The 14,265-nt window shown below is 47.0% G+C and carries 16 protein-coding genes; 6 read left to right on the top strand and 10 right to left on the bottom strand.

Features of this window, described 5'->3' with window-relative positions:
* Positions 1-168 precede the first annotated feature (168 nt).
* Positions 169-720 (top strand): REP-associated tyrosine transposase, encoded by a 552-nt coding sequence (locus P2W83_RS17885; RefSeq protein ID WP_276135144.1) that lies wholly within the window; start codon positions 169-171, stop codon positions 718-720.
* Positions 721-1,101: 381 nt separating this feature from the next.
* Entirely contained in the window at positions 1,102-2,157 is a 1,056-nt protein-coding gene (locus tag P2W83_RS17880) for an NAD(P)-dependent alcohol dehydrogenase (protein WP_276135143.1), read from the top strand.
* A gap of 58 nt (positions 2,158-2,215) precedes the next feature.
* Here the strand turns inward: P2W83_RS17880 and P2W83_RS17875 are convergent, their stop codons facing one another.
* A complete protein-coding gene (locus P2W83_RS17875) occupies positions 2,216-2,740 on the bottom strand; it encodes a hypothetical protein (protein ID WP_276135142.1) in 525 nt (174 codons plus the stop codon).
* Positions 2,741-2,860: 120 nt separating this feature from the next.
* A complete protein-coding gene (locus tag P2W83_RS17870; RefSeq protein ID WP_276135141.1) occupies positions 2,861-3,067 on the bottom strand; it encodes a DUF5808 domain-containing protein in 207 nt (68 codons plus the stop codon).
* Between the two features lie 216 nt (positions 3,068-3,283).
* Between P2W83_RS17870 and P2W83_RS17865 the strand changes: the two genes are divergently transcribed.
* The 3 genes from P2W83_RS17865 to P2W83_RS17855 all read left to right on the top strand — a co-directional run bounded on the left by P2W83_RS17865 (position 3,284) and on the right by P2W83_RS17855 (position 6,519).
* The gene (locus tag P2W83_RS17865; protein ID WP_276135140.1) at positions 3,284-4,528 is read left to right on the top strand and encodes a T9SS type A sorting domain-containing protein; all 1,245 of its coding nucleotides are present in this window, start codon (positions 3,284-3,286) and stop codon (positions 4,526-4,528) included.
* A 159-nt stretch (positions 4,529-4,687) separates the two neighbouring features.
* Positions 4,688-5,791 (top strand): sensor histidine kinase, encoded by a 1,104-nt coding sequence (locus tag P2W83_RS17860; RefSeq protein WP_276135139.1) that lies wholly within the window; start codon positions 4,688-4,690, stop codon positions 5,789-5,791.
* The gene (locus P2W83_RS17855) at positions 5,788-6,519 is read left to right on the top strand and encodes a LytR/AlgR family response regulator transcription factor (RefSeq protein WP_276135138.1); all 732 of its coding nucleotides are present in this window, start codon (positions 5,788-5,790) and stop codon (positions 6,517-6,519) included. The genes P2W83_RS17860 and P2W83_RS17855 overlap by 4 nt, the downstream gene beginning before the upstream one ends.
* Positions 6,520-6,540: 21 nt before the next feature.
* Here the strand turns inward: P2W83_RS17855 and P2W83_RS17850 are convergent, their stop codons facing one another.
* The 5 genes from P2W83_RS17850 to P2W83_RS17830 form a co-directional block, all read right to left on the bottom strand.
* Positions 6,541-6,753 carry a hypothetical protein gene (locus tag P2W83_RS17850; RefSeq protein WP_276135137.1) on the bottom strand — a complete coding sequence of 71 codons (213 nt, stop codon included), beginning with the start codon at positions 6,751-6,753 and terminating at the stop codon, positions 6,541-6,543.
* A gap of 168 nt (positions 6,754-6,921) precedes the next feature.
* Complete coding sequence (locus tag P2W83_RS17845; protein ID WP_276135136.1) at positions 6,922-7,119, bottom strand: hypothetical protein; 198 nt, start codon at positions 7,117-7,119, stop codon at positions 6,922-6,924.
* Between the two features lie 153 nt (positions 7,120-7,272).
* Positions 7,273-7,719 (bottom strand): hypothetical protein, encoded by a 447-nt coding sequence (locus P2W83_RS17840; RefSeq protein ID WP_276135135.1) that lies wholly within the window; start codon positions 7,717-7,719, stop codon positions 7,273-7,275.
* Positions 7,720-7,786: 67 nt separating this feature from the next.
* The gene (locus P2W83_RS17835; RefSeq protein WP_276135134.1) at positions 7,787-9,034 is read right to left on the bottom strand and encodes a T9SS type A sorting domain-containing protein; all 1,248 of its coding nucleotides are present in this window, start codon (positions 9,032-9,034) and stop codon (positions 7,787-7,789) included.
* Positions 9,035-9,216: 182 nt separating this feature from the next.
* Positions 9,217-10,479 carry a T9SS type A sorting domain-containing protein gene (locus tag P2W83_RS17830; RefSeq protein WP_276135133.1) on the bottom strand — a complete coding sequence of 421 codons (1,263 nt, stop codon included), beginning with the start codon at positions 10,477-10,479 and terminating at the stop codon, positions 9,217-9,219.
* A gap of 129 nt (positions 10,480-10,608) precedes the next feature.
* On the opposite strand from P2W83_RS17830, the gene P2W83_RS17825 reads away from it, so the two are divergent.
* On the top strand, positions 10,609-11,307 hold the full coding sequence (locus P2W83_RS17825) for a hypothetical protein (protein ID WP_276135132.1): 699 nt from the start codon (positions 10,609-10,611) through the stop codon (positions 11,305-11,307).
* 4 nt (positions 11,308-11,311) lie between these two features.
* Here P2W83_RS17825 and P2W83_RS17820 read toward each other — a convergent pair whose 3' ends face one another.
* The 3 genes from P2W83_RS17820 to P2W83_RS17810 all read right to left on the bottom strand — a co-directional run bounded on the left by P2W83_RS17820 (position 11,312) and on the right by P2W83_RS17810 (position 14,138).
* Positions 11,312-11,899 carry a C40 family peptidase gene (locus P2W83_RS17820; protein ID WP_276135131.1) on the bottom strand — a complete coding sequence of 196 codons (588 nt, stop codon included), beginning with the start codon at positions 11,897-11,899 and terminating at the stop codon, positions 11,312-11,314.
* 127 nt (positions 11,900-12,026) lie between these two features.
* On the bottom strand, positions 12,027-12,701 hold the full coding sequence (locus tag P2W83_RS17815; RefSeq protein ID WP_276135130.1) for a hypothetical protein: 675 nt from the start codon (positions 12,699-12,701) through the stop codon (positions 12,027-12,029).
* Between the two features lie 69 nt (positions 12,702-12,770).
* The gene (locus tag P2W83_RS17810; protein ID WP_276135129.1) at positions 12,771-14,138 is read right to left on the bottom strand and encodes an Omp28-related outer membrane protein; all 1,368 of its coding nucleotides are present in this window, start codon (positions 14,136-14,138) and stop codon (positions 12,771-12,773) included.
* Positions 14,139-14,265 lie beyond the last annotated feature (127 nt).

Here is a 14,265-nt window from a genome sequence, read left to right as displayed (position 1 = left end):
GCGGGACGCTTAGACCAGTTTCATCAGTAGACTAGTAAATCTTGGGGTCACATTCAATTTCCCTTATCTGGTTTAAGCCTTAGCGCAGCGAGACTTAAATCTAACCAATCGAACGAAGGTCTCTGACCGGCATAGTAGCAATGATGCTGAAATTATTATTTTAGTTGTATGGCAACCAGGTACCGATTCGGCGACAGCTATATCCCACATTTTATCACTTTCTCGGTTATCAACTGGATAGATGCCTTAAGCCGGCCACATTATAAAGATATCGTTGTTGACAGCCTGAAATATTGCATTGCCAATAAAGGGCTAACAATCCATTCGTGGGTGATCATGAATAATCATGTTCACATGATCATTAGCGCGGAAGGCGACAGCCAATTGGCAGACATAGTTCGGGATTTTAAGAAGTTTACTGCAGCCAAACTATTGGAAGCAGTAGACCAGTCGTCTGAAAGCCGCCGGTCTTGGATGATGTGGTTGTTCGGGGCTGCCGGAAGGGCTAATACTAATAATACGCACTACCAATTTTGGCAGCAGGACAATCACCCGATCGCACTTAACAATCACCCGATAGCTCAGCAGAAAATTGATTACATACATGATAATCCGGTAAGGGCTGGTATAGTGTTTGCGCCTGAGCATTATATTTATAGTAGCGCTGTGGACTATTATGATATTCAAAAAGGATTGCTTCCCGTTGAGCTGTTGATTTAATCTTGCTATTGCGCTTTTGTGCTAATGCTGCCGGTCGGAGACCTGCGTTTAATTTGTGATTTAAGTCTCGCTGCGCTAAGACTTAAACCAGTTGGGGGTTGATCTGATCTTGCTATTGAGCTTTTGTGCTAATGCTGCCGGTCGGAGACCTGCGTTTAATTTGTAATTTAAGTCTCGCTGCGCTAAGACTTAAACCAGTTGGGGGTTGATCTGATCTTGCTATTGAGCTTTTGTGCTAATGCTGCCGGTCGGAGACCTGCGTTTAATTTGTGATTTAAGTCTCGCTGCGCTAAGACTTAAACCAGAATTTGCTGGATCGTGTAACAGCTGAACAATATAATGGCAAGTAAAAGCCATAATTTTAAACAACTATAAAACAACATGACCAATACAAAAGCTTTTGGAAACGCAGCAGCAGATGCTCCCTTAAAACAGATCAATATTAACCGCCGCAACCCCACACCGCACGATGTGGAAATAGACATATTGTATTGCGGTGTTTGCCACTCAGACCTGCACACCGCAAGAGGTGAGTGGGGGCCAACAGCTTATCCCTGTGTGCCGGGGCACGAGATAGTAGGAAAAGTGACACGTGTTGGTGACCATGTTAAGAAATTTAAAGTAGGCGATACTGTTGGTGTAGGCTGCATTGTGGACTCGTGCCGCGAATGCCAGTACTGCCAGAGCGACCTGGAGCAATTTTGCGAAAAGGGCATGACTGGTACTTATGGATCGCCTGACAAACACATGCAGGGCTTGCCAACCTATGGCGGGTATTCGGAGCGTATTGTGGTAGATGAAAATTACGTGCTGCGCATACCGGAAAACCTGGATATCGCTGCGGCTGCTCCTTTGCTATGTGCAGGCATCACCACTTACTCGCCTTTGCGACACTGGAAGGTTGGTCCGGGCCAGAAAGTGGGCGTGGTAGGCATTGGTGGCTTGGGACATATGGCCATTAAGATCGCGAAAGCTATGGGCGCGTATGTTGTTGCATTTACCACATCAGATTCGAAGTTTACTGAAGCAAAACGCCTGGGTGCCGATGATGTGATATTATCGAAAGACGAAACGCAGATGCAGAAATATGCAGGGCAGCTCCATTTTATGATCGATGCGGTTTCTGCCCAACACGATATCAATGCTTACCTCGGCCAGCTTCGCGTTGACGGCTCATTGGCGCTGGTTGGCGCCCCATCTGAACCGCTGCCGGTGGCAGCATTCAAGCTGATAATGGCACGCAGGTCTTTTGCAGGCTCACTCATTGGCGGCATATTGGAAACGCAGGAAATGTTAGATTTCTGCGGCAAGCACGAGATATTGCCCGATATCGAAATGATCAATATTCAACAGATAAACGAAGCCTACGACCGTTTGATGAAAGGTGATGTGAAATACCGGTTTGTTATAGATATGGCCTCGTTGAAGAAAAGCTAGATCTAAAAATGCTGTCAGGTGGTAACACCTGACAGCACCTAAAAAATATCGGATTAATTTATTTGCCCTTGCCGCGCAATAAGTTTTTAAGACGGTTATAATCAACATCTCTATTGAAGTATGCCGAGTCTTGCAAACCTCCAACAATTTGATTTTCGAAACAGTCGAAACAAATTTTGACGACACCAACAACTTTATCCTTTTTCTTAAAAACTAATATGTCGCGATAAACATAGATGCATGATGTTGTAGCGTCTTGTTCACCCCTTCCAAATATCTTGTCGATCTCGGGAAATTTGGATTCATCTATTTCCGTGCGGCGGTACCCAATTTTTTCGAGCTTATTAACGAAGGAAAGATCATTCATGCTCAGAGGGATGTCTCCTAGTATAACGCGATTTTTTATAGTGTCAAGTTCTGTCTTTGGATTATCAAGCAATTCAATTTCGTCCTCGTCAAAGTCATTGAAATAATAATCGATGCCATCATAGTCAAAGTACTTGCTACTTTGAACTGATCGATTATTACAAGAGAGCACAACAAAAACAAACGCCAATAGGACTACAAAAGGGATAAACTTCATAAACTCAAAGCTACTTCGAAGCAATATACCCGATTTCTGGTTTAAGTCGTAGCGCAGCGGAACATAGACCCGTTCTATTCTTTTGTTGTAAGTCTAAGCGTCTCGCTTAGGCCAGCATCGTCATCCGAAGAAATAAACTATCGCTGCAATTATTGCTATCATCAGCAAAATCGAAAACGGGTTAGCAAAGTTTACTGTCCAGCCAAACATGGGATTTCGTTTGGGCGGCAGCAGGCGCTTGTCGTTGGGGTTGTAATAGAAGATACCCCATTTCCAGTATTTAGAATCGTCCTGGTCGTTTTGCTGTTTGTCTTCGATCTCGGGCATGTATTAAAGTTACGGCCTTTTGTGTCAGGTGGTAACACCTGACTCCAGAAAGCGGGATAGGGGTTAAGGCTCCTTTGATTTCATCGCCATTTTTCCCGTTTTCGCGGGCAATCCCCCCATATTCGTCGAGTTTATTTTCCTGCCCGCCGTCACTGTCCTTGCTTTGCACCCCGAGGTACGACCAGGTTCTCACTTAAAAAAAACATTTGATCAGACATGAAAAAAATTACTTCTTTATTGATCGCCTTCGTAGCTGCGCTGGGTGCACAGGCGCAGGTTACTGCTGATACGGTGTCTATCGGCGCGGGGTATGCCAACCAGGTATGGTACAGCCTGCATAACGGGGTGCAGGGCACCGCCCCACAAAGCGACTGGGATATAGCCTTTGATGCTGACCCTATGGGACACGCCATTGTTATTAACGCCAACACGCTGGCATGGAAACACCCAGGTGCCGATACGTCGGACTGGGCAACATTAGATACACTTGGACTGAGCACATGGAGCAACCAGTGGAATGGGCCATACTGGAGCGAGGGTGCCATCGGCAACTACCCCGATCCGCTGAATCCTTTCAACGTAGACTGGGGTGTTTACAACCCGTCTAATCACTCTGTGACTGGTACGGCGCTGTATGTAGTTAAACTGGCTAATGGTGATTATAAAAAGCTCTGGATACAATCACTCATTGGCACTACGTTCAAGTTCAAATACGCCAATCTGGATGGCACCGGACTCCAAACCGCAACGGTCAACAAAACATCATTTTCGAACAGGAACCTTTGCTACTACTCTATGCAAAACAACCTGGCGCCGAACAGGGAACCGAGCACTTATGATTGGGACCTGGTGTTCACCACTTACAGCACACAATACCCCACACCGCACGTAGAAGCTGGCGTACTGGGCAACATCAACACTGGTGTAGCCAAATGCACGGGCATCAGCAATGTGTCTACGTATAAAAATTACCAATCAGCCATGTTTCTTGATAGCAATAATGTGATAGGCCACGACTGGAAAACAGGTTCGGGCAGCAGCTTTACTGTAGAAAACTCGACCCTGTATTTCGTAAATGTAGGCGGCGACATCTACAAGATCGTCTTCACCGCATTTGGCGGCGATGTAAACGGCGATTACATCTTCACCAACGAGGTGGTGAAATCAGTAACCGGTATTGCCAACACACCTGCTGCCAACGCAGTGATGGCGCTGTATCCAAACCCTGCCGCAGCAGGCCAGCAGTGCACCGTGGTGTACGATCTGAAGAATACAACTACCAAGGCTACTATCATGGTCAACGATATCACAGGCAAACTGATCTATTCTGACAATTTACCGTTTACTCCCGGTTTGCAGCAATACCATCTGCCTGTGGCCCAATTTACTCCCGGCACTTACGTGGTTACTGTTCTTGCAGGCAGGCAACCTGCGCTGCAACAGCAACTGGTGCTGCAATAGATACTTGCGCATATAAGGGATACTTCATTGCCGGGGCGCAACCGGCATGGCCCATCCACCACGGAAACAAGTTGCCCCCTCTTTACAAGGGGGCAACCCATTTTAGAAACGGGCTTTACGCTAACTTCGAACTATTAGAACTGATCGCTTTACAAGCTCATGGGCACAAAACTGACCAACTGGTGGGACAGAAGCTATAGCGCAACGCGCCAAAGGGTGTTGCTGCATATCCTGTTCTGGATACTCTACCTGGGCTTCTTCGCGTCTGCCAGCTATGAGCACTACAGGGTAAGCGCCGGCGGGCCACACGCTGCGCAGCTATTGTTGTGGAGCACGCCATGGTACCTGGTAGCTGTGTACTATTTTTTTATCGGCACTACCTATAAGTATATCCAGGGCAAAGAGACAGGCAAGATGTACCTCAGCGCCATTGCGGTGTTCCTGCTGTTTCTGCACGCTGGTTGTGTGTTCAATTACCTGCTCACGTGTCAGCTTGTTGCAGCAGGCCTGCCATCGCAGGGCCCCGTGCCCAAGGACTTTGGTTCTTACTACCGCGATACGATATTGAGTGCGGTGGATATGCTACATGCTGCTTTCATCTTCCTGCTTTATATGTTTCTGCCCGTAGGTTGCAAAGTAGTCAGAGATATGCAGCGGTCGACAAGGGCGCTACGCGAGCTGAAAGAACGCAACATGCAGCTGGAGCTCAACCTGATAAAAAGCCAGGTGAGCCCGCACTTCCTGCTCAACACGCTCAATAATATCTACGCCATTTCCCTGAATGGCACACGGCAGCAAATAGGCAGCATGATCCTCAACCTGTCCGACTTTCTCAAATACTCGCTCTACGACAGTGGCCAGGAGTTTGTACCGCTCTCTAAAGAAATAAAACTGCTGGAGAACTTTATGGAACTGGAAGCCATACGCAGCGAGTTCATTAAAACACAATTTCATATCAGTGTAGATAAGCCCGGCTATAACATTCCGCCGTTCATTCTCTTTCCGCTGGTAGAGAATGCCTTTAAGCACGGCACGCAACAGGCCATTAAAGACACGCACATCAATGTGAGCCTGACGGTCGTTGATGGCCACCTGCAGTTCAGGGTAGATAACGAGATACAAATCAACAACGCCAACAAAGGTGGCATTGGCCTGCCGGCACTGAAGAAGAAGATAGAATATTATTATCCCGGTCGGTCTTCGTTCCAGTCGCAGGTGGAGGATAACAGGTATATAGCAGAACTTCAAATTAACGGCCTATGAGAGCGTTGACTTGCCTTATTGTAGATGATGAGCCCCTCGCACGGAGCATTATTGAAAGCTACCTGAAGCAACTGGATAACTTTGCGGCACCTGTGCAATGCAATAATGCACTGGAGGCGCTGAAGCTGATCAACGAAGGTTTCAGGCCCGACGTGATGTTTCTCGATATCAACATGCCGGTCATCAGCGGCATAGACTTTCTGCGCTCGCTGAAAGAACCGCCTCCGGTAGTGCTTACTACCGCTCACCGCGAGTTTGCCGTAGATGCTTTTGAACTGCATGCGCTCGATTACCTGGTCAAGCCAATATCCTTCGACCGTTTTCTGAAAACGGTACAACGCATCTACGATCACTACTCCATGGGCAGCGAGCCCGTAGTGACCCACGCTGCAAAGCGCGACTATATTTTCCTGAAGCAGAACGCCAAAATGCTGAAGGTGAATTTTGATGATATACTATATGTGGAGGCTAATAAAGACTACATAAACGTGTGTACGCCCGGTAAGAAAATGCTCGTCTCCATGTCGCTTAAAGAAATAGAAGAAGAGCTACCCGCGGACACATTTATCAGGGTACACCGCTCGTACATAGTAAACGTGCACAAGATACAGGCCACCTATGGCAACGTGATAGAGGTAGAAGGCCAGGAAATACCCATCGGTACCAACTACAAGGAAGCTTTTATGAAAGCGGTGATGGATGGTAGTGCGCGGCAGCAGGGAGCTTAATGCAAGAATATTGAGTACACACTAGGGAATTTCATTCCCGCGGTCGGGAGATCTTGGGATGTCGCTGGTGGCATCGGGGCTGGCGGCACGGAAGAGCATGATATCGCGGCACAGCGTGTTGAGTTGTTCGTCGGTCATGGTTTCCAATGCGTCTATCAATTTTTGTCGCACAAAGCGGCTCTTGCCTTTGTTGTTAGATTTTTGAGCCTGCCTGATCCAATCTATCGCATTCATGGTGGTGACTTTACTTATGTTTTTTTATACCAGTATTATGCCAGCATAATGAGGAGAAAAAACAAACCGGCCTCAGCGCAACGCTGAACCCACGATCGGAATTGAGGTTCAAACGCTTTGCTAAGGCCGGTGGCACTAAGCCTGTACTCATGGCGAGTGCTTTTCTAACTATTTTTCTGGTGAAGATGCCGCCCCGTCGCTGTTGCCCGCTGGTTCGCCACGCAAGTGTGTTATATCGCTGCACAGCGTGTTTATCTGTTCATCACTCATTGCCTCCAATGCATCTATCAGTTTTTGACGCACGAAGCGACACTTACCACTGCTTTCTGTCCTTTCTGCCTGCTCTATCCATTCTATCGCTCTCATACACTCATCTTTACCCATGCCTTCATATACTACTACTGTGCCAGCCCGGCAGTATTATCAGGCAGTTGTGGCATTACGGAAGAGTTTTAAGATTTGATTAGGATAAGCGTGTTAAAGCAGACGCTTCAATTGTTTGTGGTCTAAGCGGGATGCTTAGACCAGTGGACGAATATTCAAACCGGCTGTGTCAAAGTTTTGCAGGCAAAGACGCAGTTCCTTAGCTGATTTCAGCATTTTTCGTTCTAACTCCGAATTAGCCACCAAAGTCGAAAAGTGCGTATTGTTCGTCTTGATCTGATCAAGGCTGATGTTAGGGAGAATGAGTTTATTTAATTTATCGAGATGCAGCGTTTTTGTTTTATCATCATAATTCGGCAACGAGCCATTGTCATCTAAGAGATAAACTATTACCTGGTAGTAGTTGCCGATGTTTTCATGAGATATTGATACGACTTTTTTATTATCCTGAAATTGGAATGAATAGTACGCATTTCCATTTGCTTTCACTTCTCCCTTGCTAAACTGAAATTCGCTGGTAAGAAAATGAAAATAGCTTTCTACCAAGGCAATAAAATCATCCTTGCTGATCATGGTAACCATTGCATGAAGATAAAAATAAACCCGGGAACGAATGAAACGTCCCCCGGGCGGAATTGAAAAAACAAACTTAGTTGATAACGCTAAACTGTCGCGTGATATTGTTGTTCTTCGACATTACCTGCACTACATAATTGCCTGCAGGCATACCATCCAGTTGTATCTTCTTTTTAAAGTTAGCTTGTGGAGTTTCTTCCCACTGGCGAATGATGCGTCCCTGCATATCCAGTATCCTTACCGCGAATTTCTCCGGCTTGCTGAAGCTCATATCGATATTGATGTAGCTGGTGGCAGGTACGGGGTAGAGGCGTAGCCCTTTATTATCTTCAACTTCACTAATACCTGTAGGGAATCCGTAGTAATAGTATCTCCAGAAAGAGCCTTCATTGGGCACCCATACATTGTTGGCATCCAGTTTAAAATTGCGTGCGCTGGTCAATTGATCAACGACGTTGTAGGTAAACGAGTCACGTAATGACTCTATAAAAGCATTAGAGGAATTGTCCCATACGCCCTTCGTTTTGGTGACCAGGTTGCCGTTGTTGTCGTACAGGTAGGCCAACCTGTAGGTGGGCGCTGATGCCTGGATGACCGAGTCTTGTATTTTCTTTCCCAATGCATCGTATGTGGTGAAAGTAGCCTGGCTGAAGGTGCCGTAATCAAAAAAGGAATCTACAGTTACTCTAAAGTTGGCATCGCGCAGGTAACGATGCTTTTCATACACCTGCATATTGGGCGGACTGAATTTCCAGTACCGTAAGTAAAGCGAATCGGTTCCTGCAGCAATGAACGAATCAACCCCCTCAACGTTCCATGTAGTGCCGTTTTTGATCTCATACTGTTTGGCAACCCGGATGTTATTCTGATAGCTATATACCAGCCTGCGGGTTTCCAGGAAGTTTGTTGCCGTTTGTATTTCGAGCTGATCATTGGCGTTGTATTGGTACGATTCCTTGTACACTTCTTTATACAAAGTGGCCGGTTTTACAAACTCGTGGTATTCGGAAAGCAGCCCAGAGCTGTTAAATCCACGCGTCATTCTATCTACGAGGTCCGGAGGGTTCACACTTGTGCTTTTGTACACCCTTATAGATTCATATGCAGTGTATACACCATCGTTAGGGCTGTAAGAGAGTTTTACTTCGGGAAGGCCGTAGCTTACTTTACCGCTGCTGTGAGCATGTGTCAATGAATCTTGTAGTGCAGGTTTTCCTCCTGATATCACATAGCGAGCCTGCGATACCATAGTAGGTTGAGATTGGGCCAGGGCAGTAGTTGCGGCCAGGCTTGCGAAGCATAGAGTAATCAGAGCTTTCATAGGTTTGTTCTTTGTCTTAAAGGTAAATCTGCGTTTTGGCAATATTTGCATATCGCGGGATATTGACGGCTGCATGACGTAATAGCACGCTGCGCGAAATTTCAGCAAAAAGCGTACAAAAAAAGCCGCCGTTTTGTGAAACGCGGCTTTGGTTTAACGAAATGCGGTTTTGAACTAACGAATCAATGGATCACGGTAAATTGCTTCGCCATATTGCCGGCTGTGGTTTGTAACTGCAGCTGGTAATTGCCTGCCGGAAAGCCATCGAGTAGTATTTGTTTATTATAAGCGTGCTGTGCCGGCTCACTCCACGATCTCAATACCTGTCCCTGCATGCTCATTATCCTTACCGAAAATGTTTCGGGCTTTGTGAAGTTCAGCTGCAGGTTGATGTAAGATACTGCCGGGATGGGATAAAGGTTGATGGCCTGGTTACTATTCACATCGTACACCCCGGCGGGGAAACCGTAATAGAAATATTCAAATACGCTTTTTTCTGTGGGCACCAGGTCATTATTGATGTAGCTGTAGTGCTGGTGTGTAGCCAGGTGGTTGTTGGCATAATAGGTCATAGAGTCGACAGAAGTAAAAGTGTAGTTGTTGTTAAGGACATCCCAGCTATAGTCAGCTTTACTTAGCAGGTTGCCATTCTTGTCGTAAAGATAGCGACGCATGTAAGCAGGTTGCAGCTGTAACAGAACAGGATCCCATCCTTTTACAGAGTCGCTGCTTCTTCTGCCCGCGGCATCGTATTTCGACCAGGTGACCGTCTGTAGTTTTTTATCAATGAAATAAGAGTCTATGGCCACGCGGTGGGTCGCATCGAGCCGCATTTTATTACGGTTGAACTCTTTGAGCGGAGAGCCGGCACCTGCAATGTAATTCACATGCACAGAGTCCAGCCCGCTGCATATGGTAGAGTCGAGTATCCACTTCTCCCAAATGTTGGTGGTTGTATTTCGCGTTTCGTACAGTTGGGCAATTAGTTCATCGTTATAATAGGCGTACGATGTCTTTTCGTTGTCTTCGCCGTCCACTGATACAGTTGTGGTCTCTAACATGCCGGTGCTATTGTAGGTGTAGCACGTCGTTTGTGCTTCGGTGTACTGGGTACCCCAGGCGGTTTCAGTCAGCAGCTTGATCACTTGTCCGGCACTATTGAACGTATGGGTGTACCGTAGCGCCGGTTCGGCAAAATTCTTTTTGGCGTCGAGCTTTACGGTACTGTCGTCGTGGTATACACCGTTATTGGGGTAGATGGCATTATCGCCCGGCACGCCGTAGCTAAAGCGCCCGTTGCTGTGATAGTGGCGCAGCGTATCGATGAGGGTGAACTTGCCGTCTTTGATCCAGTATACAGATTGCGACTGCAATACAGCAGGCGATTGTGCAAATAAAATGCAGGCATACAAAACCGCCGGCAGGGTAAGGGTGAGCCGTTTCATAGTAGGGGTAATTTGCTATAGAAAATAGCACACACACCGTGCCATCGTATTGCAGCTCAGGCGTTTTTTACACGGCGATGAAAAAGCACTTCAGTGTCGTATCTTTCAGTATCCCAAAAATCCCCTTCTATGAAACACCTTAGCTCTATTGTGCTCAGCGCGATGCTTACCTGCCTTATGTTCTCTGCAGTGCTATACAGCTCGTGCAGCAAAAGCATCGATAAATGTGAGACCGTGGTTTGTAAAAATGGCGGTACTTGTACAGATGGCCTATGCAAGTGCCCAACTGGCTATGAAGGTGCAGCTTGCGAAACCCAAACGGATCTTTGTAAGGATGTGAATTGCTTGAATGGCGGTAAATGCTTTGCAGGTAACTGCAACTGTCCCACCAACTTTACGGGCAAGTATTGCGAGATAGATCTTTGTGCCGGCCTCAATTGTAACAATGGCAATTGCCACCTGGGCAAATGCGTTTGCGATACGGGCTACTACGGCGCTCATTGCGATTCGCTGTACCGCGATAAATACATAGGTAGCTGGAATGGTACTTCTACCTGTGCGGGAAATGATCCCGTTACTGTGTCGGTGACCAGTAGCAGTGCGACTTCTATTACCGTACAGTACACCGGTACCGACCGCACATTTTCTGTAGGCCTGAAGGCGGATGGTACCGGAAAATTTACCATGAAAGAACAACAACAGATCAGCGGTTATGAAAAGGCTGGCTGCACAATGACCTCTGATGGCACTAACGCTTCGTTCGGCTATTACATATCCAATCTGCAGACCGGTACGGGCCTGCTATGTAGTGCAAAGCTGGTGCGGTAGACAGTTACGGCAGCACGCGTATGATCTTTACGAACCTGCGCTTATAATACTCGTTGAGCGGCGTGATGGTAACGCTGTATGCTTTTCCTGATGTTGAATGGATAAAACGTAATTCTTCTGCGCTGTTGGTGGTAACGATGCCTATATGCCCTATGGCGCGCTCGGTACTATCTGTACCCGTAAAAAGGATGAGATCGCCACGTCGTGCATTTTCTACTGGCACATTTACTCCCTCGTGGTCAAAGTCGATAGAAGAGCGCGGCACCGGTATGCGGAAGTGCAGGAATACATAGTTAATAAAGCCCGAACAATCAAAGCCTGTGGCAGGATTAGTACCAGCATACCTGTAAGGAGTGCCCAGCAGCGTTTCTGCAAAATTTACTATGCTATCGGCCAGCTGCGCGGTAGAGTCTGTATTATATCCTTTGAATGTGTCAGGTGGCATGGGCGGCGGTAAGGTGGTGTCTGGCCCCATGGCAGCCGGCAATGCCGTATCAATAGTATAGGTATTGTGCACACGGGGCATCTTTGCGCGCTCGCAAGCCACAAAAAACATTGAAACACCTATTGCTATCCCCCACAGCTTTTTCACATCTCATCTGTAAACAAAATCGTTCCGCGTGGGGCAAAAACGGAAGGCCCGTGCTTTCGTTACTGAGCGTACATATAAAATTAACATTACTTACTGGCTTGTTAGAGCGCGCAGCGGTTAGGCCTCTTTAGTCATATCGCAGATCGCCCAAGATTTCGGTTTGCATATAACACCTTAGCTCCTTGTATGTCCACGGTTGTTGAAAATGGAATCCATTTTCGTTGGTAAAGAGCAGGGTTATACCATAGTTTTCAATCACGAATTCCGGTTCCGTGAGCTGACTTGTGAGCCATCCCGGCAGCGCTTCGACCTCGCAACCATAAGCCATGGCAAGTCTTTGCAGGATAATAGAGTCAAGAGATGCTTTTTTATGGGCGTATACAGCTTGCGATATGCGTAGTCTTTGTCCCGTTTGCGGGTTGAAGTTAAGTGTAAGAATATCCAATCGAGGCATCTTTGTTCCATCTGTGTGTCCCGACTGAGTGTACAGAAAACTTAATATCAATGAGGTTTGCATTTTGACCCCGTGCATGCGCTCATAAATGTCATTGTGATTCCATGGACCGCAGCATTGTGCACTGTCGGGAAAATACCGGAAAGCCTGCAGTTCCCTCCGGATGGTTGAATTGATCGAGTCGGTGGCGGTTTTGTTATAGCTCTGTACCTCGAGCCAGTTGGAATAACACTTGCAATTACCAAAACGGAAACGTTTGTGCACCAATTTCACACCAGGATACGAGTCCTGGGTGGCGGTTGCTACAAAACCATGCAGCAGAACGAAGAGTAATAGAGCATAACGCATGAAACTAAAGTAGCTAAAAACGCGAAGCCCCGGCTTTTAGCGCCGGGCTTCCAGATGATTTAACAGATTTTATTGTTTTATGACATTGTGTGTATGTACTACCTGCCCATCGTCTATGCGCAGCAGGTAAGTGCCGGGTGCCAGGTGTTGTAGGTTCAGTTCTGCATCGGCTTGCACTTGTTGTGTGCCGTATACTCTGCCTGCGATGTCCTCCAGGGTTAGTTCCACAGGTTTTGGCAATGCAGTGCCGAAAGAAATTTTCAATACATCGGTTGCGGGGTTAGGGTATACATTGAATTGCAAGTTGGCCGCAGGAGTTGCGTCTTTTATATCGAGTGCTTCAGCAAAGGTCTTATGCTCAGAGTTTACGATGCGCCTCCCGATTATGTTTTGATCATAGGCCTGCACCAGCGCTATCAGGTGCATTTTGGAGGTGTTGTAGTTAGAAGGAACGGTGTAAGTGAAATCATATTCAGCCTCATCATTTTTGCTCATAGAAGAAGGGATGCTGCCTGCTTTTCCCCAGGCGCCGCCCAACATGGCGCGCAGCACGTGGTTGTGATAGTAATTAGCAGGGTCGGGCGCGGCAGCCTGGTAACCTTTTACGGAGTCTTCTGTCAGGTACACATTAAAACGGAGTTCTTCAGAGAAACCTACCCATGCTTTTGCAGCCAGTTTCATCTTTAGCTCTCGAGTGGCGCTGTTGTAGTTTACCGATTTGAAATATACCTGCACCCTTTCAAAATAGCGTTCGCGCTCACCATAGCCATCTATGGAGAAAGGAGTGGCATAATAACTGGCCCTGAACGATTTGAAAAAGTTGAACTTATACCTGTCAAATACCGGCCCCGGATGCGTACCGCCCACCAGGGCATCGTCGGCTTCTACACCCTCAGGGATGGCAAAAGGTTCAGTAATCCCTGCATAGATACTGACAAGGGAATATGCATCGTTTTTGGCAATGCAGGTATCGGCATACTGTGCTATGGCATAGCAAGGGCCGCAAGTAAGGTGTTTGTAGATCTCCAGTACAACATTTTTCTTCGGCAAAGCCTCGTACACCGTAATGTTTGCAGTTATGGTATCATTTGCAGGATTTAGATCGTTGGGCACTTTGACCCAGGCTTTTAGCTTATATACGCCTGTGGTGGGGAAAGTTACCGTCATGGTTGGGTCTGCGATCAATCCGCCGCCACTGGTCCAATAAGTATTGCTAGCCAGTTTAGACAATGAATGTATGGGGCCATTGTCTTGTTGCCATCCTATGGTGTAGGGACTGATGCCTGTATTGTCTATGTTTTCGAAAGCAAATGTGAACGTGCGCGTGCCCGGTATTTGCCGGTAGAGCTGTGTGAGCGGTAAGGCTGCCCAGTCTTGCGCAAACGCATGGGCGCTAAGCATAAGGGCAATAAAAAAGAGGGTAGAAAATTTGCTCATAGGTTCAAATAGGTTAAAGAGGTTAAAAACAAATAGACGGCAATTTCGGGAGGGGCCGTTGGCCGTCAGGGTACAAAATGCAGTAGCTTTAAGTGCCCTTAACGCAGTTTTGAGCGTATGAATGACA

This window comes from Polluticoccus soli (assembly GCF_029269745.1).
In the GTDB taxonomy this organism is placed as follows: domain Bacteria; phylum Bacteroidota; class Bacteroidia; order Chitinophagales; family Chitinophagaceae; genus Polluticoccus; species Polluticoccus soli.
Note: the sequence above shows the minus strand (reverse complement) of the source record. Positions and strands in the feature narration are given on the sequence as shown.